Origin of the sequence: uncultured Bacteroides sp. (assembly GCF_958445495.1) — a bacterium.
GTDB lineage: Bacteria > Bacteroidota > Bacteroidia > Bacteroidales > Bacteroidaceae > Bacteroides.
In genome coordinates this window covers 1-18,960 of sequence record NZ_CAUCSQ010000009.1, presented here as the reverse complement: position 1 = coordinate 18,960, position 18,960 = coordinate 1, and the positions used below count along the sequence as shown (strand labels likewise).

Sequence of the window (18,960 nt, the reverse complement as noted above, 5' to 3'; positions counted from 1 at the left end):
TTCAGTCCAATTATATGGTTTAGAATCTATTGTCTGACGAATAACAACTGCAATCATTCTTACCACATAAGATGCTATAATAACTGCAATCATTACAATTAGAATTGAAAGGAAATAAAAAATTTAACATATCTGTAAACATGTATTTTTGTATCAAATATGATTCTAGACACAATTGGCTACAAATAAATACTATGTTTCCACTAATTACGTTAGCATATATCTTAGAAAAAATATTTGCAGTACAACACAGATAAACATATTTCGTAAAGAACAATAATGGGATAATTGTAATTAAACTCCACTTAGTTTGATTAAACAAGTAGAAACACGCATAATACAATCCAGCAAACACAAATATAAGAGGGACATAATACCATTGAAAAGAATAACTTTTTGCTTTATATCCCATCATAGCTCCCAATAGCATAAATACTAAAAATATAGAATATCTTACCCCTCCCATTTCCACTGGAGATATCTGACAATCATAGACAAACACAAATATTAACAAAGTTACTATTATCGTTAAGACAAACAAAATAACACCAGTTTGCATTACATTTCTTACTTTTCTTAAAGGGTAAAGTAGAACATAGTAAACCAATATACATCCTACAAACCAATATTCCTTAGCCAATATGACATCTACAAATGATGAACTATCAGAGAAACACAAAGCTCCTAACAGCGCAACTGCAATAACTGTAGGATATATACGAGCAATTCTTCGCTTATACCAATCGAAAAAATTTGAGCCACTACCAAATAATAGGGCAAAACCTGAAACGAAGAAAAAGAGTGAATCTCCCAAAGCGCCACCTGTTGCCAAAAATTGATACTTGGGATAACATATATCCATATGAGAATTAAGTACCAAAAATACTGCCATAAACTTAACAACGTCTATAGCGCAATTTCTCTCTTTCTTAGCGATTTTAACACCCATCATTTCATAACGTATTCACCTACTTGTAAATCAGAATGTTCTTCAACGTAAACAGGTATGGCATCAACATCACGTAACCATAAGTTATTTTTTGGAAACTGCATCTCTATTTCAGGAGTCAGTTCATTACTTCGCCCCATTGCTGTTAACAAATGATATTCTGCAAGATTAAATCCTGCATTAGCAAGTAAATTATTGTAAGCCACGTAACGGATATTAATTTCTGTAACTTTAGCAATCCCATCGGTGTCTGCCTTCATATCAACAACTACTACACCATGCATTACACTTTTGGTAGCTTTACAAACATGATCGATGGCCTCTAAAGCCCGCAGCTTAATATGTTCGTCATTCAAAAATCGTCCCTTACTTGTATTGCCAGTAATACCAGAAACCGCTACTTTAGCCATAATATATTCCAAACGTTCTGCAATAGCAAGTTTTAACAACTTACCATGTTCAAAAAGACAGAGCACACCATAGTTTCCACCAGGACAAAATTCTGAAATTTGAAAGTTGTCAATGCCCGTATTAATCATTACCCATGCACGCAATTCTGTGATGTTGTTCGCTTTAAACGAACCTTTACCAGATGCCGTACCAGCTGAAGCATCACGTACCCACATCGGAAATTCCAAAGGTAATTTGTAGTTATCGTCAAAAGCATCCTTCCGACTTAAATCAACACTAGCAGGAACAAGCCCCGTTCCTTCTAACAGATTAAATAATTTACGTTTACTGATAGCCAACTCACAAAAATTTGCAGGAGGAGTTATATGAGGTATATCAAACGGATATTTAGCCCAATATAAAACCTCAACTTCAGGAAGAACCATAACAGCATCAGGTTTTTCATGATTTAAAATATCTAAAATAACTTTACGGTACATGGGATTATTCACTTCTGGCACTTTATATAAACGGTCAAAATCTTTTGAGTATACTCCATAAAGAATTGAACACAAATCCCAACCGATAAAAGTTGCATTCTTAAATTTCTCGCTCATTTTCAACGAACGAAGTACATTCCTTGCGGAGACAGCGCAAGCACCTGTAATTACAATTTTCATATTTATTGATTATATATTTTAATGATTCTTTCTTCTCCGTTCCACATCAAGATAGTTTTCTTTCTTGTCGGCCACAACCCCTTCACGTTTAAACACTTTATAGATTGTAAGTAAAACGATTTTTATATCAAATCTTAAACTAATATGTTCTACGTAATATACATCACATTCTAATTTATCATCCCAAGTAATATTATTGCGTCCGTTAACTTGTGCCCATCCGCTTATTCCCGGACGTACAGTATGACGTAAACGCTCACGTTCTGTATAATAAGGAAGATATTTTACTAATAAAGGACGTGGCCCAATCAAAGCCATATCTCCTTTCAGCACATTAATTAACTGTGGAAGTTCATCTAAACTAGTAGCGCGTATAAATCTTCCGACCGTTGTCAACCGTTCACGGTCTGGTAACAAATTACCTTCGGCATCACGTTCATCTGTCATACTTTTGAATTTAATTACCTTGAAAATCTTTGCATTTTTTCCAGGACGTTCTTGATAGAAAAATGCACCGGCACCCTTATTTGCTAAATGTAACCAAATTGTTATTATAGCTAAAAAAGGCCAAATACATAATAGAACAACAAATACAATTGTAAAATCAATCAGTCTCTTAAAGAAATATTTATACATCATTTACATTTTTATGTGTTTAACAATTGCGTTATAAGTATGTTGAATCGTATAATTATTCAAATAGAACTGATATCCCTTTTCTCCCATAGCCTTAATGTTAGAAGTTAACATTTTATTTATAGTTTCCGTAAAAAACTCTACATTATTGCTAGGACACCAAAATCCATATCCATTTTTCTCAGCGATACTGCCCGTATCACAATTGGGATCTGTGGCTGCAATGACAGGTTGTTTATTCATCAAGTATGACAGTAAACGAGAAGGATAATTAGGAATAGTAAAACGATAATCCAAAAATATCAAACCCACATCACATGCATTTGCTAGTAAGTCATACTCTTCTTTAGGCAGCCTTTTGAATAATGACACATTTAATGGTTTCGTATTGATTACCCAATTATTAATTATTTCATAGTCAGTACCGTTACCCACAATAACAAAATGACAGTCTTGTCGGTTTCTGTTGGCTTCTAAACAGTCTACTAAAAAAGGGATACCTTGAGGTTTTCCAAGATTACCACCATATATCAAAACGGGTTTGTCTAACGGAAGCTTATACTTTTCTCTTATCTTACATCTCATTTCATTACTAATAGAGATTTCAGATTTTTCATCAAAGCTATTAGGGGCTATCTCTACTATACTAGCACTTATTTCAGGATTATGTGCCAACACATACTTTACATTAGCAGGACTCATACATCCTATATAATTAGAAAGAGCATACAGTTTACGTTCCTTGTTGCGAAAAGACTTATAAAGAATCCCTTTCAAACCACTTTTAGTAAGCATTCCTAAATCTATCGCATTCTGAGGAAAAATATCCTTCAATAACAAATATGTAACCGCATTAGGATTCTTCTTCTTCGCACATTCTATAACTCTCGTATAAGTAATTGGTGGAGTAGAATATAATATCAAATCAAACTTAACATCACTCAAATAATTCTTTAAAGCTACATTAAATTGGTATTCCATTAATATCTGTCCAATACCCTTCTCTATTACATTTGTTTTCGTAACATTTAATGTTTTAACTCCTAAAAGATGTACTCCTGCCTCTTGTGATAAATCTGTTTTTCTTCCTGTCCGTCTTTCAAAAGGGGCAATGATATAAATTTGATGTCCCTCATTCCTGAATTTACGAACCAAATCTGTATAAATGCCACTAGCAGAAATATCCAACATTTGTGATGACATTGTTAGAAAGAGGATATTCATATTTTCTGTTTTAATAAATCATTATATAACTTTAGATATTCCATAAAGCACCTTTCTTTATCGTATTTCTCACGTGCTAATTTGATACAGGAGGCATAATAATATGACTTACCATTTTCTTTAATCTGTAGAATCTTAGCGTATGCATCCTTATAATCGTGATTCTTGGCAACAAAACCTGTTTGGGGAGTTATCAAAAACGGAGGCGCTGTATTATCATATACTACTGCAGGAGTACCACAAGCATATCCTTCTACAATGGTAAGTCCAAAAGTCTCTGCTGATGAAAAACTTGTAATGACATTTGCTCTTGAATAGAGCATTGCTAGTTCCTGCTGATTGTTAGTGCGCTTGACACTAATGATGTTTTTAGGTAATTCTGATATCACTTCATCAGGTATCCCCACAAGAACTATCACTTCATTTGGCTGTAATATCTTACTCAACGCCTTGTAATCATCAAGCCCTTTACTAGCACTTCTCCACTGAGAACTAACCCCCATAATGACAAACTTGTCTTTTATCCGGTCCAAAATGGCTAATGATTTCAATAAATTTGAAGCATCTGACGGTTGAAAAATTTTGGTATCTATACCATTCGGGATGATACGGATATCCTTATCTTTAAGAAATGATTGTCTTATATGGACACCCACCCATTCTGAAACTGCAGTAATAACCATATTCTTACAACCTCCGATATACTTACGTTTTAATTTATAATTACGCTTTGAACAATCTATAAGATTACGCCTTTGAGGACAATTATAACAACCAGTTTGCCAACGCAGACAGTTCACCCCCACAAAATGAGCGCAACCACCCGTAATTGCCCAAAAATCATGAAAAGTATATACAATCTTAATATTTGTCTGATTTAAATACTTGAACAAAATACGATAATTCAAATAATGATCATGGATATTATGAAGATGAATGATATCCGGTTTAATCTCATTTATTTTTCTTACCAAACGTTTTGTTGCCAACCGTGAAGCCAATCCCTCATTATCAAACAGACGATTCTCCATATAGTGTTCATACACTTCCCATTTATTATCTACACGATAGATTTCTGATTGAGAAAGGTTGTTATTACGCCCATAAGCAACATATGTTTTCCACCCTTTTGACTGAGCAATTTTATTACATTCTTCTGCTATACGACCTGTACTTCCCCAATTGGCTGTCACGTTTATTTGTAAAAGTTTCGGCATGATTGTTTTTAAGCTATACTACAAGGTCCTTGTATAATACTTATCTTTTGACCATTCAGAAAACTATTTATTAATTTCAATAAGTTCATAGCAGCACACTCTGGGCTCCACACGTATTGCATAGTAAACACACCTGCTTCTGCGAACCGATAAAGTTCTTCAGGATGATCCATCAGATATATCACTTTGTCTGTTAACGATTCAATAGCACAAGATTTAAATATGAGTCCATTTTTCCTATCTGCCACCAAATAAGGTACACAACCAATTTCGTCACTTCCTACAAGGCAGCAACCATTACTCATAGCCTCATTTGCCACAGCTCCCCAACCTTCATTATTGTCCGAAGTAAAAAGAAAGATATCATGCGTACGCATCGCTTGAATAACCTGTTCATTAGGCACACTTCCTTTAAAAGAAACTACATCCTCAACAAAGAGATTTCTTGCTAATTTTTTTATATTCTCAAATTCAATGCCATCACCATACATATCAAGTGTAAATTTATATCCTTTTGCCATAAGTTTTGCCGCTAAAAGGACAGGCAATTCAGGGTGTTTCCATTTCAGGAATCTTGCACACCACATCAATGAGATACTTTTTGAAGATGAAACATCTTGCTTTGAGAGTCGGAAAGTGAAATCCTTATCTACATTGGTAAAATATCCCCACTTATAACATTTCTCCTTATACATGCCAAGAAAATTCATATCCTGCCTCGCAAATGCACTACAACATAACTTATAAATTGTTTTATTCTTCCATCCGCCAATATGATAAGCAAGAAACATTTTTAATATACGAGGAGATACTAAATTAATCACCCCTTTCTTTAACCATCTCTCACCCATATCAAAAGAAAGTAACCCTAACTTCATACGGATTTTCTGGAATGGTAATGATTCATATCCACTAAACACACACACCTCTGCTATCCTTACCAATTGCATAGCTTTATCATAATTATCTGTTGACTTCCATGCTTGAATCAAATAGGGACGCATAGAGAAATCTTCTGTGGCTCCTTTATTCTGATTACATTTGGTTAACTCTACAAAAATATAATCCTTACCAAGAATTCGGTAGAACTCATCAGCTACACAAACTTGATGATGATTGAGTATAATTGAATAGAAAACTAATCTCATGGAATTATTACTTTCTACTAATTTTCATGTAATCTAAAATTTTGTCAGTCTGAACATTCCAATTACGATTCTGCAACATAAACTCTCTCGCTTTTATTCCATTTTTATACAAGTCGGACTTTTCTCTGGTTGCGACATTATGCAGAAGTTTGGCAAGCTCGACTGTTGTCCAATCTCTAAGTATGGACACATACTGTCCATAATCTCTTTCAGTATGTGCAACTGGAGTTGATATAACATGTCTTCCCGTAGCAAGGCACTCAAGCAGTTTACTTGGGAAATGATAATCAACCTCTTCTTCTAATCTAAGATTAAACAAAACATCCGCTTGTTCATATACTTTAAAGAGCTTATCGAGCGTAAGCATTCCTAAATATTGTATTCTGCTGTCAACTTTCGCAGCTTTTTTTATAAGGGGAACATCTATACCTTTGCCCGCAAATTGTACAATTATACCTAAATCCGGGTTTTGTTTTAATGTTTCCAATATCAATCTAGTACCATTCTGATCCCATAGCATTCCAGCACATACACAAACAAGTCTTTGGTTCGTACTTTCTCTTAACGGGAAGAGCATTTTTGCTACATACTGGTTAATACCACCATCAACCAATAGAAAATCTTTTCCTGGAGCATAGTCTTTAGCAATATTTTCATTAATCACAATTCTTCCATTTAATTTAGGAATATACATAAATGCCTGCTTCTCAGCCATCTTATATCCCAGCATAGTCAATTTACTTAGTCCTAATCTTTTGGGAGGCATACCCAAATCATAGAGAATAGCATATAATTCGCTATGGGTATCTTGGCATGCTTCGTAAATATCTTCTACAGATGGATGATATGTGTTATATATTAGTACTTTACGTTCCTCATTTACATGACGTCTTGCCCATTTCTTAATATAAATCTTACTTTGAACTGCCCAAAATTTAGATTTAACAATTTTAAGATTCAATGTTGATAAGAACTGTAATTTTGCTCCATTATCTAATGTATCTCTTTGTGATTTAATCCAAAATTTTCCGTTGGGATACGAAGGCATACAAGGAGTACATAAAAACTCCACATTATTACCCAACACATCATAAAGATGATTAGCAATACCAAGAAGTACATTGTTACCAGACCTATTAAGCGCCTTTGTGTGATATTCTGGCCTGTCCGGACACAAAGGAGAGATGAAAAGTACAGCCATAAATCTATAATATTTTAGTACCAATCCAATTATTTAGAATATCCTTTATAAATTTGAATACGATTAAAACCACAATTAGCATAACATAACGCATAACTGTACCATATACCGTATATTCTTTCAAAACAAGAATGATTATCTGTGACAAACCAAGAATCATCATAGTTTCTTGACCCACATTTTGAAAAACTTTTGCTATATACTTAGTTTTCATACATATCAATGAAGACACAGAAAACACCATCGCTGTGCCACAAACGGCTCCTATGGTCAATAAAAATACAGGGGTAATAGAATTAAAAGCGATGTCAAGCCTAAAAAAATGAGAAACAATGAAAGTTACCCCAAAACCAACTATTATTACTCTTAAAGTATATTTCTCTATATAACTGGATAAATATTTTGAATAATAACCTATAATCACCAATGCTGTTGCATAAGGCACGCTACTCAAAGTCCATGGAAAGTACATTTTATAGTAACTCAACAATCCTCCTAACAATGCCAATAAAATACCACATCCTACAACAAATCGATTACTACCCGATCCAATAATCAACCTTGATACAATCAAGGATATAAAAAGTACTGGGATAAACCATAGTGCAAACCCTTCCCAACCGTTATATAACCAATGCAACAAATAAGATATTCCCCCTCTGGAAAGAAAACAGCATTTTACACACAATACAATCAAAGAATAGCCAATAAACGGCAATAACAAATTCTTGCTCTTGTTATAAAGAAAGTCTCCTGGAGTTGTTTTGTTCCAATTGGTTAACCATCCAGAGGCAATAAAGAATAAAGGCATATAAAATGCCCATATAAAATCAGATATACATTTAGGTATTGTTGTATGTCCCACCACCATCAGAATTATAGCTATCCCTTTTGCCACATCCATCCATTCCAAACGTCTACAAATTACCATATTATTTCCGTTCAGATTCTTTCTGCTACCCATTTTATACCTTTTTTTACAACTTCTGCAGGATTACCTGCAAGAATTAAGTTAGAATCTGAAAAATGTTTGGTAACAATGGCACCAGTAGCAACAATCGAATCATTGGCTATTATTGCACCCTTCAAAACAGTCGTATTGTTACCGAACCATACTCTGTCACCAATTATAATAGATTTTGCAGGATTTATACGTTCACCTGTCTTTGCGTCAAGTATACTATGACTATCACCCGTTCTGAAAATTACATTTGTTGAAAACAAACAATTATCTCCAAGAATTATACGCTTACCTTCTGTTTCCGCTAAATGAGTACGCCCAAGTATCTTATTTGAATTTCCCAACATTATACTACCACCATCATCTTCAATCCAAAACTCACAATTAATAACAGAATTATTATCTCCAAGTTTAACAGTATTATTATTACCGTTTATTATAATAACACATCCTACAAGATGATTATTCTTTCCAAATTGTATGGTATTTCCTGTTCCATTTATTATTATTCTTGTTTTTTTTAAATAATTAACATAAATATAAATTTTGTTCCCCCGCCCTCTCTTTATAGTATTTCTTCCAAACATAGTAAACAAAAAAGACAATAATTTTGTGAGAAAATTATCATGAGCTATTATGTATCTTTTTAATTTATTCTTCATATTTCCAAATTAGAGTATGCTAAAAATCGTCTTATATTCTGCCCATGAATAAGGGGCTGGTTGAAATACTTTTAGAGCTGTCCATATAGTAAATATCCACATTGCTAATAAATATATTTTTTTATATCTATAAGGAACCTTTTGATATAATATAGAAATTGATATGAAAGAAAATAGACTAATATACATTGAGATTCGATATAACTGTGGAACAAAATGGATAGAAATATTCAACATTAAAGAAAGAAATGCCAATAATATAGCACATTTCTCTTGTTTTGATAAATTCTTAATCGAAAGAACATAAGAAAAAAATAATACCTGAAATCCAATATTCAACATAGCCAAATATGTAAATCCTGCAGATGTATCGCTTTTGTCTAGGTCCAAATATTCATATGTTTCAGTTTTTTCAATATAATGGTTCAACACTAATGGCAAATATCTTTCACCCAATATTATAAATGCTAAAAATAGCATAATAGAAACCATCATACATTTTTTTGTTCCATGAGGTATTAAGCCTATAAATGGTATTATTAACAAAAATACAGCACTAGAATGTAAAGTGGAACATATCAAAATTACTCCATAGTACAAAAAATATTTTTTTGAATATAAAGCACTTATGTTACCAATATTATCATGCAATAAAAACTTATAGGCAATCATAAAGATACTTGCAACAACAAACTGTCTTTGAGCAGAACATAATACAGCAACAGATGGTGAAACACAATATCCAATGAGAACTATTGGAAGTAATTTCTTGTCTATATTAAAACAGTCTATTAAACAAAATACTCCATACGCAAAAACAGATGAACAGATAAAGACAAAAGTAAAAAAACCCATAGGAGAAAATAATCTGTTCAACAAATACCATCCATATTCGTAATGGCTATAATCAGAATCATAAATATAATTTGCATTTGCAAACTCCTCAAAAGCATTATAATAGTGCATATAATCTGGCATATAATCATAACGCAATCCGCAATAGATTGCCAAGATTACACATGACCATTTCAATGCACTATTTTTTCCTCCGAAAGTGATTACTGCAATTAATATATAAAATATGATTGTGTATATCATTTATTTACATCCTTTAATAACATCACTATAAATTTCATATTGAGTTGAAACAATATTTATTTTATCACATCGTTCTTGCGAATATCTAATAGATGATACCGATAAATAAGTGGATAATTCAACAGAACTTAATACTGAAGTTATCCGATTTGCACATGTAATATAGTCTTCTTTAGGAAAATATAAAATATTCTCATTATCTATACCCAAATTTGCCATACCTCCCACAAAAGATGCTACAGTTGGTGTTCCTATATACATAGCTTCTGCAACCACTAAACTATACGATTCTATAGACGAAGGGTTGACCAAAAGAGATGCATTCTGATATTCATGAATTAATGCAGCAGTTTCTAAGTTTCCTAGAAAAACAATATTTTTAGAAAGTTTATACTTCTCAATATACCCAAACAATAACTTAGCATATCCCCCAGTTCTTAGACCAGTTTGTATAGTTCCTGCTAAACGTAATTGTACTTCTGGATAATATTTTTTTACTATATATAAAGCTTTAAGTAGCACATGGAGCCCTTTCAAAGGTGTTACCATAGTAGCTGTAGAAAAGATAGTACAATTGTTACTATATTTCCATTTCTCAGCCTTATAAAATTCAGGCCTTAGCACTATATTTGTATGAAAGATTTTGCTATTGGGATTGAGAGCTTTAATATATCCTTCCACCCATTTTGACTGTACAGAAACATACTTCAATTTCTGGATTACATCAAATTCATTTCTACAACGCTTCTTATAAATATGTCGGTTCATAAGCAATGAGGAAGCAGGTCTTATAAATTCTTTCAATCCAAAACATTTTAATATCTCTCTTATAGTCAATCCACCATAAAAATTATCATAGACAGAAAATACAACGCCCTGCATATCAACAATAAGAGGTATGCCAATATCTTCAAAAGGAAACAAACTCCATTTTGATTCTGTACCCCATACATGAATAATATCTGGCTGAAACTCCGTTATTTTATCTTTGACAAACTTAATAAGGCTATTATCAACGACCGATTTGTTAACCTTTATCTGTCGTATCCTCCCATTAAATTTCTGCGACACACTATCTGTATGTGACATTGAAATATTCATAATCTCAATGTTATGATAATATTCACATAAAGCATTAGCCATCGCCATTACCCATGTTCCACTACCTGACATAGTATCAACTGCAATGTCAACATTACTAAACCAAATTGCTTTCATAGATTCAGATTAAACTTCAAAAAATTTTCCCCAACCTTCCTGTATTCAAACATAAATTGATCTACTGTCAACCAATCTATACCATATTCGAAAGTCTTGGTGATATGTTCAACCGTATTCTCCGAAATACGGTTACTTAAATCTAACCTAGAAAGCAAAGTTGTAAATCTATCATTCATTCCCATCGCCTTTCCTGATTCTAACAAAACAACAAATGGTACATGAAACAACAAAGCCATTATCATGCCATGATATGAATTTGTAATAAAATGGGATGAAGATGCTATAGATTCTAGCCACTTCTCCATACTAATATCATCAGAGTTATATTCCGCATATACTATAGGCTCATTATTTACAGGTTGATATCCTGTAACAACTTTACGGTCATGAAGCATATAAACATATGTCTGTTTTTTATTAATAATCTTTAGACTTAATTTTTCAAACATTTTGGAACCAAGAAGGACCGTTGGATCTGGTACAACCTGATATTCTTTCATGAAATGCAATTGCCCCAATATATCTATACCTGTGGACTCACGCACACCTATTTTATCAAAAGATTGTATCCATTTTTCTGCAAATGTCAATGCATCTGATGGATAGGTTATACAACCAAAACTAACAGCATATCCAATCTTCTTAGGATGTGTAGCATAGTTCAAAAAATATGTAGAGGTGATTCCTTTTTCACCATATAATACATATGCGGGATTCAAAACCTGATCACTACCGCTTATTAATATATCATAGTCATTAGCGCTCTGTACAAGTTCCTCTTGGGTATAAAAACGAGGTGTCAGATTTAAATATTTCATCCTAAACTGCTTTAGAGCACACTCTTTTTTAATATCCAAAAGTTCCTTTCTGAAATTAAAACAAAAATGCAAGAAGGAGCGTAAAGTTCGAAATCTTCTTTTTATTGTATTATCATACTTTTTAGGCTGGTAATTAATAATATCGACAGCATATCCTTTTTTCTCTAAATATGTTTGCAAAGCATACGACTGAAGAACTGCACCATAATTCGTAGCCCAATGGAAGGTTAATATACCTATTCTCATACTATTTATGTAATAATCGATTTAGTATTCTTTTGTATAATGAATAGGGATTTTGTTTTTGTGAAAATAACACCTTAATCCCATGTTTTAAATATAACCTCCAAAACCTAACTCTTTGAGCAGGTTCGTCTGTACTTTTATATATACATGAGTTGTAAATCTTACAAAGCTCATAATCTACACTTTCATATCTAAATGGTATGCTTTTTATCGCTAATTCTCCTTTTTTTGTATTCAAGCAGACAAGACTCGTCCCTTTATCATCATCCATTTGAGGAACAAAATATTCAACTCCCCAAAAATCTGCAAGAGTAATATCACTCAAGGCTTTTCCATTTTTTGACGGACATCGAAAACATGAAGGGCGCAAGGTAAGATTGCGAGTAAAAGCCATCATATATTTATTCTTCGATGCCTTCTCCGAGGTAATAATATTTTGTCCTTCACCTAAAATGGTAAAAGAGTAGTCTCTCCAACCAGTATTTTTATCTTTTAAACATATATCGTCAATTGACATATTTGAAACTACAGTGGAAAGATATTCTCTCCAAATTTTAGGACTTGGAACACCATGACAAACGACATCAATAGTCAACAGGTTATCATATTCTTTATGAAGAAATAGTTTTAACCCTGTAATCTGACAAGATGTTCCGGAAAAGAGCACTTTACGACCTATTTTCAGAAACTCGCGTACTTGTTTATAGGTTTCCCCGATTCTACTTTGAATATACTTGGACCCCCGAAAACAATCTAGTTTTTCTTTAGTCTCAACATAATCATGAATCACTTCCCAATTCTTATCAAAACGAGCACCGAAAACAACACCTCCATCATCTATTATATCTTCAGCAATCATTGTAAAAATACCTCCAGAAGAACTCTTCATCCGGATTTCTTCATTCGGATTGATAGCTGCATAGACCTTAAAAGGTTCACGAAATTCCCCTTGATTAAGTACAGGACACACTTTTTCGCAAAAAGTACAATCTATACAGAAATCTCTATTAATGAAAGGATAACGAAATCCTTGTTCATCTTCGTCGAAAGATATACACTGTTTTGGACATACTTGTACACATGCTGAACATCCACAGCAGTCATATTTGTCTACGATCTGAATCATAAGCCAAGATATACTACCACCAAAGCAAAGATTATAAATATATGAACTAAAAAGATATATCTATGTATTTTTTAAATGTAAATACTGTAATATCTTGTGTGTAACAAAAGCTTTTTCACCTTTTGTCAAACCAAACAAATAGGACGATAAAAGAACAATTATCCCGGAGCTCACAATCTTTATGACTGAATTGATATCTGTTTCTGACATTACTATTTTTAACGAATAAGAGATTATCAACGATATTAGTAAGACCATACAACAAGGAATTATTACACGAACTATATATTCTCGTATAGACATACGTATTAGAGGTCTAACTATAAATAAACGTGCTATAAATGCAGCTACTCCAAAACATAAATGTACGATAAAAACTGCAAGAGGTGCTCCCCCTAGTTTAAGAACTAAATATGCTGTTGGTACAATTAATATCAAGATTAAACCAACGGCAAATTGATATATCCTCACGTGTCCAGTAGCTGCAGACGCAATCATAAAAGGGTTCGAAACCGCATCTATAGTGCAAATAGCCAACATAAGGATGACAAAAGAACATGTATAGTCGGGGACATTTACCAGCCATATTGATAGTATAAAATCAATTTCCATAGAGATAGGAAGTATCATACAAAGCAGAAGCATGAAAGTAAATTTAGCACATCTGAAAATAAGAATATGCATTGTATTGATATCTCCTGTTGCATAGTTTTTTGTTATCTGCGGATTTAACGCCATTTGAAAATTGATAGAAAATTGCTGGACAGCACTTTGTACTTGAACAGCAATACCACGTGCTGCATTCACAGCAGGACCGAAAAAGATATTCAATAAAATATTAATACCTTGCCCAAACAATGTCGCTGCAAGTCCTCCCCACAAATTCCAACCTGAAAATGCAAGGATTTCCTTGATAAGTGACTTTTCAAAAGACCAAGTAAAATGAGCTTCAATAAAATGTTTTTTGCAATACCACGTATAAATACTACGTATCCCTAATTGTATTATAAGAAGAAGAACTGCATATAAAATTAATTTATCTATACCACCTAAAGGTAAAACAAACACAATTACTAATTTCAAAAATGCCTCAATTATAGATATGTATGCAAATGCAGACATTCGTTCATGTGCTATAATATCTGCATTATATGGAAAACTCATTATCATTATCAACGCTGATACAACAGAACACTGATAAACTATCATAGCAGCAATTGACCTGTCTGGCGGTATAACCAACTTCTCTAAAACAAACCACAAACCTACCGTTTCTGCAAGTACAAAAACAAGTAGGGCAATCATCGCATGCGTAATTAAAGTCGTTGAAAATATTTTTTTAAGTTCATATTCATCTCCTTTCCCTAAAGCAAATGTAATATATCTTTGAGTACATCCACCCATCGCTCCATTGAGAAATGCAAACATTCCAATAAAACCACCAACAACATTATAAACACCGTAGTCTTCTATACCCAAAGTACTAAGAACAACACGACTTGTGTATAACGACACTGCCATCAACAGTATCATTCTAAAATACAACAAAATGGTATTCTTAGCTATTCTCTGATTATTGGCAGACACTTTATTTTTTAATTCGGACATTAATTAAGTATTTAAAATAGAAAAACAGAATGCCTTCCAAGGAATACAGAGTATTCAATACAATATAAGACTGATAGGAAATTCGAACCACAATTTTCCGATTCAACTTGTCCTACCAGCTTCTTACTATATATTATTGTACAAAATTACCAATACCAGCAAGTTCTTTCTGAATATACTCAAGACTAGCAATTTTTTCCTTTGTCTCCTGTAAATTTAGACGATAGGTATTATCTGAGTTAAATTCTTCGATTTCAGCGTGCTTGGTATCACCTTCCTTGAAAAATTTATCGTAATTTAAACCACGGTTATCAGCAGGTACACGGTAAAAATTACCCATATCTTCGGCTTTTGCGCATTCCTCTTTAGTAAGAAGGGTTTCATATATTTTTTCTCCATGTCGAATGCCAATAACTTTAATATCTTCTTTCTTCCCTCCAAAAAGTTCACAAACAGCCTCCGCTTGAGTCTGGATAGTACATGCAGGAGCCTTCTGAACAAGGATATCACCGTTTTGTCCATGTTCAAATGCAAAAAGAACAAGATCTATAGCTTCTTCGAGAGACATGATAAAACGAGTCATCTTTGGTTCGGTGAGTGTTATAGGGTTACCATTACGAATTTGATCAATCCAAAGTGGAATTACTGAACCACGACTACACATCACATTCCCATAACGAGTACAACAAATCTTCGTATTACCACTATAACGAGACTTAGCTACCGCAACCTTTTCTTCTACAGCCTTTGTTATTCCCATCGCATTAATTGGATAAGCAGCTTTATCTGTAGAAAGACAAATAACTGCACCTACACCAGCTTCAATCGCCGCAGTAAGGACATTGTCCGTACCAATGACATTTGTCTTAACTGCTTCCATTGGGAAAAATTCACATGATGGTACCTGCTTCAATGCTGCAGCATGAAAAATATAGTCAACACCTGGCATGGCATTCTTGCACGACTGTAAATTACGAACATCACCAATAAAAAACTTAATCTTATGCGCAACATCGGGATACTTAACTTGATACTCGTGACGCATATCATCCTGTTTCTTCTCGTCACGTGAGAAAATACGAATTTCGGCAATGTCAGTACGGAGGAAACGGTTCAATACAGCATTACCAAATGAACCAGTACCACCAGTAATCATCAAAGTTTTACCTGCGAAAATACTCATTATTCTATACTATTTAAAATGTTACACTTATCTTTTAGAATTTTCTCCAAACCATCTTATTCACAATGCTAACATAACTCTGAATAATTTTCACTACTTTAGTAGATACGTTCTCGTCTATGTAGTCAGGGACAGGAATTCCATGTTGACCATCCTTCCAGAGTTCTACTGCTGTGTCTACAGCCTGAAGGAGTGATTTCTCATCAATGCCTGCAATAATAAAGTCTGCTTTGTCAATTGCTTCAGGACGTTCTGTTGACGTACGTATGCATACGGCAGGAAAAGGATGACCTACACTCGTGAAGAAACTACTTTCCTCAGGAAGCGTACCTGAATCAGAGACTACTGCAAAAGCATTCATCTGAAGACAATTGTAATCATGAAAACCCAACGGTTCGTGTTGAATAACACGTTTGTCAAGTTCGAAACCGCTTGCAGAAAGACGGTTACGAGAACGCGGATGACATGAATAAAGGATTGGCATATTATATTTCTCAGCCATTTTGTTGATTGCATTGAAAAGAGACATAAAATTCTTTTCTGTATCAATATTTTCCTCACGGTGGGCAGAGAGAAGAATATATTTCCTTTTCTCAAGACCAAGACGCTGATGAATATCGCTTGCTTCAATCTCTGAAAGATTGTTGTGGAGTACCTCTGCCATTGGAGAACCGGTAACATAGGTGCGTTCCTTCGGCAAACCACAATCAGCTAGGTAACGACGCGCATGTTCTGAATAGGCCATATTCACATCGGAGATAATATCTACAATCCGGCGGTTCGTCTCCTCAGGCAAACATTCGTCTTTACAACGATTCCCTGCCTCCATGTGGAAGATAGGAATATGCAGGCGTTTTGCTCCTATAACGGAAAGACATGAATTTGTATCACCAAGTACCAATACCGCATCCGGTTTAGTCTGAACAAAGAGTTTATATGAACAGTTGATAATATTACCACAAGTTGCGCCAAGGTCATCACCCACAGCATCCATATAGACCTCCGGTTCTGCGAGCTTTAAATCTTTGAAGAAAATGCCATTAAGGTTGTAGTCATAATTCTGTCCCGTATGAGCCAAGATTACATCAAAATATTTACGGCATTTACTGATAACTGCTGCAAGGCGAATAATCTCAGGACGTGTACCTACAACAATAATTAGCTTGAGCTTACCATTGTCTTTAAATTTTACATCTGAATAATCAAACCGAGAAGTCTTTTCCATTATATAATTGATTTATTTTTGTACAGGATCAAAATAGGTGTCAGGTTTATTGGGATCAAAGATTTCGTTACAATACATTACCGTAACTAAATCCTGGGTATCACTTAAATTGATAATATTGTGAGTGTAACCAGGCAACATATGAACTGCTTGAATCTTCTCACCACTCACTTCAAAATTTAATATTTCCGTATCAGGTGTACCTTCCTTACGAAGTTGAATAAGTCCATGACCTGCAACAACTATAAATAATTCCCACTTTGTATTATGCCAATGCTGACCTTTGGTAATTCCTGGCTTGGATATGTTAATTGATATTTGACCGCAATTCAAAGTATGGACTAGTTCAGTGAATGACCCACGTTGGTCTACATTCATTTTAAGATCATAAGCAATTTTTTCTTTAGGCAGATAACTGAGATAAGTACTATAGAGCTTCTTTGCAAAACTATTTGCAGGAATCTCAGGAATCATCAGAGTTTTGGGTTGTTCCGCAAAACGATAGATAAGGTCAACGATTTCACCGAGAGTAGCTTTATGAGTTGTCGGCACATAACAATAGCGACCGTCTTTTACCGGTACAACTTCCATCCCTTCATATTCACACTTATGGCTATTACCTTTCAGAGCCTCTACCATTTCATCAACAAGGTCATCTATATAAAGAAGTTCCAGCTCTACAGAACGATCGTTAATCTGAATAGGAAAATCATTGGCTATATTGTTGCAGAAAGTTGCTATAGCAGAATTATAGTTAGGTTTACACCATTTACCAAAAAGATTTGGAAAACGATAAACTAATACGGGGGCCCCTGTTTCTTTCCCATATTCAAACATCAATTCTTCACCAGCTTTTTTACTCTTGCCATAATCGGATGTACCAAAACGTCCTGCAAGAGTTGCTTGGATGGAAGAACTAATCATGACAGGGCAGTTATTTTTATATCTTTTAAGGGTATCAAGCAATGTATTAGCAAACCCAAAATTACCTTGCATAAATTCTTCCGTATTCTGCGGGCGGTTGACTCCTGCAAGATTGAAAACAAAATCTGCTTCCCTACAAAATTTTTCTAACTCCTCCGAGGTTGAGTCTATATCGTATTCAAAAACTTCATCGATAATAAAATTACCGAAGTTTTTTGCTTTGCCCTCCTTAATGTTATTAAGTTGGATACAAAGATTTTTCCCTACAAATCCCTTTGCTCCCGTGACAAGAATCTTCATTGAATTTTATTTTTTGATTATATTTAAATTAGTTTCTTATTGCCCTTTCTGCCCATAGCCATAACCGTAACCATAGCCATAGTGTTTCCCATAACCATAGTATTTACCGTATTTACCGTAACCGTAGTAATAACCGTATTTCC

The 18,960-nt window shown here is 34.0% G+C and carries 17 protein-coding genes; all 17 read right to left on the bottom strand.

Annotated features, from left to right (window positions below):
• Nucleotides 1-19: 19 nt before the first annotated feature.
• Nucleotides 20-952: an acyltransferase gene (locus Q5076_RS04790; protein WP_303011261.1), complete on the bottom strand. Its 933-nt coding sequence runs from the start codon at nt 950-952 to the stop codon at nt 20-22.
• Nucleotides 949-2,019: a hypothetical protein gene (locus Q5076_RS04785; protein WP_303011260.1), complete on the bottom strand. Its 1,071-nt coding sequence runs from the start codon at nt 2,017-2,019 to the stop codon at nt 949-951. The genes Q5076_RS04790 and Q5076_RS04785 overlap by 4 nt, the downstream gene beginning before the upstream one ends.
• Nucleotides 2,020-2,037: 18 nt before the next feature.
• A complete protein-coding gene (locus Q5076_RS04780) occupies nt 2,038-2,655 on the bottom strand; it encodes a sugar transferase (protein ID WP_303011381.1) in 618 nt (205 codons plus the stop codon).
• Between the two features lie 3 nt (nt 2,656-2,658).
• Nucleotides 2,659-3,879 (bottom strand): glycosyltransferase family 4 protein, encoded by a 1,221-nt coding sequence (locus Q5076_RS04775; protein WP_303011259.1) that lies wholly within the window; start codon nt 3,877-3,879, stop codon nt 2,659-2,661.
• Nucleotides 3,876-5,096 (bottom strand): glycosyltransferase, encoded by a 1,221-nt coding sequence (locus tag Q5076_RS04770; protein WP_303011258.1) that lies wholly within the window; start codon nt 5,094-5,096, stop codon nt 3,876-3,878. Before Q5076_RS04770 ends, Q5076_RS04775 begins: the two co-directional genes overlap by 4 nt.
• Before the next feature lie 8 nt (nt 5,097-5,104).
• Complete coding sequence (locus Q5076_RS04765) at nt 5,105-6,244, bottom strand: glycosyltransferase (RefSeq protein ID WP_303011257.1); 1,140 nt, start codon at nt 6,242-6,244, stop codon at nt 5,105-5,107.
• A 7-nt stretch (nt 6,245-6,251) separates the two neighbouring features.
• On the bottom strand, nt 6,252-7,445 hold the full coding sequence (locus tag Q5076_RS04760; protein ID WP_303011255.1) for a glycosyltransferase: 1,194 nt from the start codon (nt 7,443-7,445) through the stop codon (nt 6,252-6,254).
• A gap of 4 nt (nt 7,446-7,449) precedes the next feature.
• Nucleotides 7,450-8,409 (bottom strand): acyltransferase family protein, encoded by a 960-nt coding sequence (locus tag Q5076_RS04755; RefSeq protein ID WP_303011253.1) that lies wholly within the window; start codon nt 8,407-8,409, stop codon nt 7,450-7,452.
• Nucleotides 8,388-9,068, bottom strand: coding sequence for a hypothetical protein (locus Q5076_RS04750; RefSeq protein WP_303011252.1), 681 nt, complete (start codon nt 9,066-9,068; stop codon nt 8,388-8,390). Before Q5076_RS04750 ends, Q5076_RS04755 begins: the two co-directional genes overlap by 22 nt.
• Nucleotides 9,069-9,077: 9 nt before the next feature.
• Nucleotides 9,078-10,166 (bottom strand): EpsG family protein, encoded by a 1,089-nt coding sequence (locus Q5076_RS04745; RefSeq protein ID WP_303011251.1) that lies wholly within the window; start codon nt 10,164-10,166, stop codon nt 9,078-9,080.
• Nucleotides 10,167-11,384: a glycosyltransferase family 4 protein gene (locus Q5076_RS04740; RefSeq protein ID WP_303011249.1), complete on the bottom strand. Its 1,218-nt coding sequence runs from the start codon at nt 11,382-11,384 to the stop codon at nt 10,167-10,169. It abuts the gene before it with no gap.
• Complete coding sequence (locus Q5076_RS04735) at nt 11,381-12,451, bottom strand: polysaccharide pyruvyl transferase family protein (protein WP_303011248.1); 1,071 nt, start codon at nt 12,449-12,451, stop codon at nt 11,381-11,383. The genes Q5076_RS04740 and Q5076_RS04735 overlap by 4 nt, the downstream gene beginning before the upstream one ends.
• 1 nt (nt 12,452) lies before the next feature.
• Nucleotides 12,453-13,577 carry a Coenzyme F420 hydrogenase/dehydrogenase, beta subunit C-terminal domain gene (locus Q5076_RS04730; protein ID WP_303011246.1) on the bottom strand — a complete coding sequence of 375 codons (1,125 nt, stop codon included), beginning with the start codon at nt 13,575-13,577 and terminating at the stop codon, nt 12,453-12,455.
• 60 nt (nt 13,578-13,637) lie between these two features.
• Nucleotides 13,638-15,185 (bottom strand): lipopolysaccharide biosynthesis protein, encoded by a 1,548-nt coding sequence (locus tag Q5076_RS04725; RefSeq protein ID WP_303011244.1) that lies wholly within the window; start codon nt 15,183-15,185, stop codon nt 13,638-13,640.
• A gap of 133 nt (nt 15,186-15,318) precedes the next feature.
• The gene (locus Q5076_RS04720; protein WP_303011243.1) at nt 15,319-16,368 is read right to left on the bottom strand and encodes a polysaccharide biosynthesis protein; all 1,050 of its coding nucleotides are present in this window, start codon (nt 16,366-16,368) and stop codon (nt 15,319-15,321) included.
• Between the two features lie 34 nt (nt 16,369-16,402).
• Nucleotides 16,403-17,593, bottom strand: coding sequence for a non-hydrolyzing UDP-N-acetylglucosamine 2-epimerase (gene wecB, locus Q5076_RS04715; protein ID WP_303011241.1), 1,191 nt, complete (start codon nt 17,591-17,593; stop codon nt 16,403-16,405).
• 12 nt (nt 17,594-17,605) lie between these two features.
• Nucleotides 17,606-18,817, bottom strand: a complete 1,212-nt coding sequence (locus tag Q5076_RS04710; RefSeq protein ID WP_303011240.1) for an NAD-dependent epimerase/dehydratase family protein — start codon at nt 18,815-18,817, stop codon at nt 17,606-17,608.
• Between the last annotated feature and the right edge of the window lie 143 nt (nt 18,818-18,960).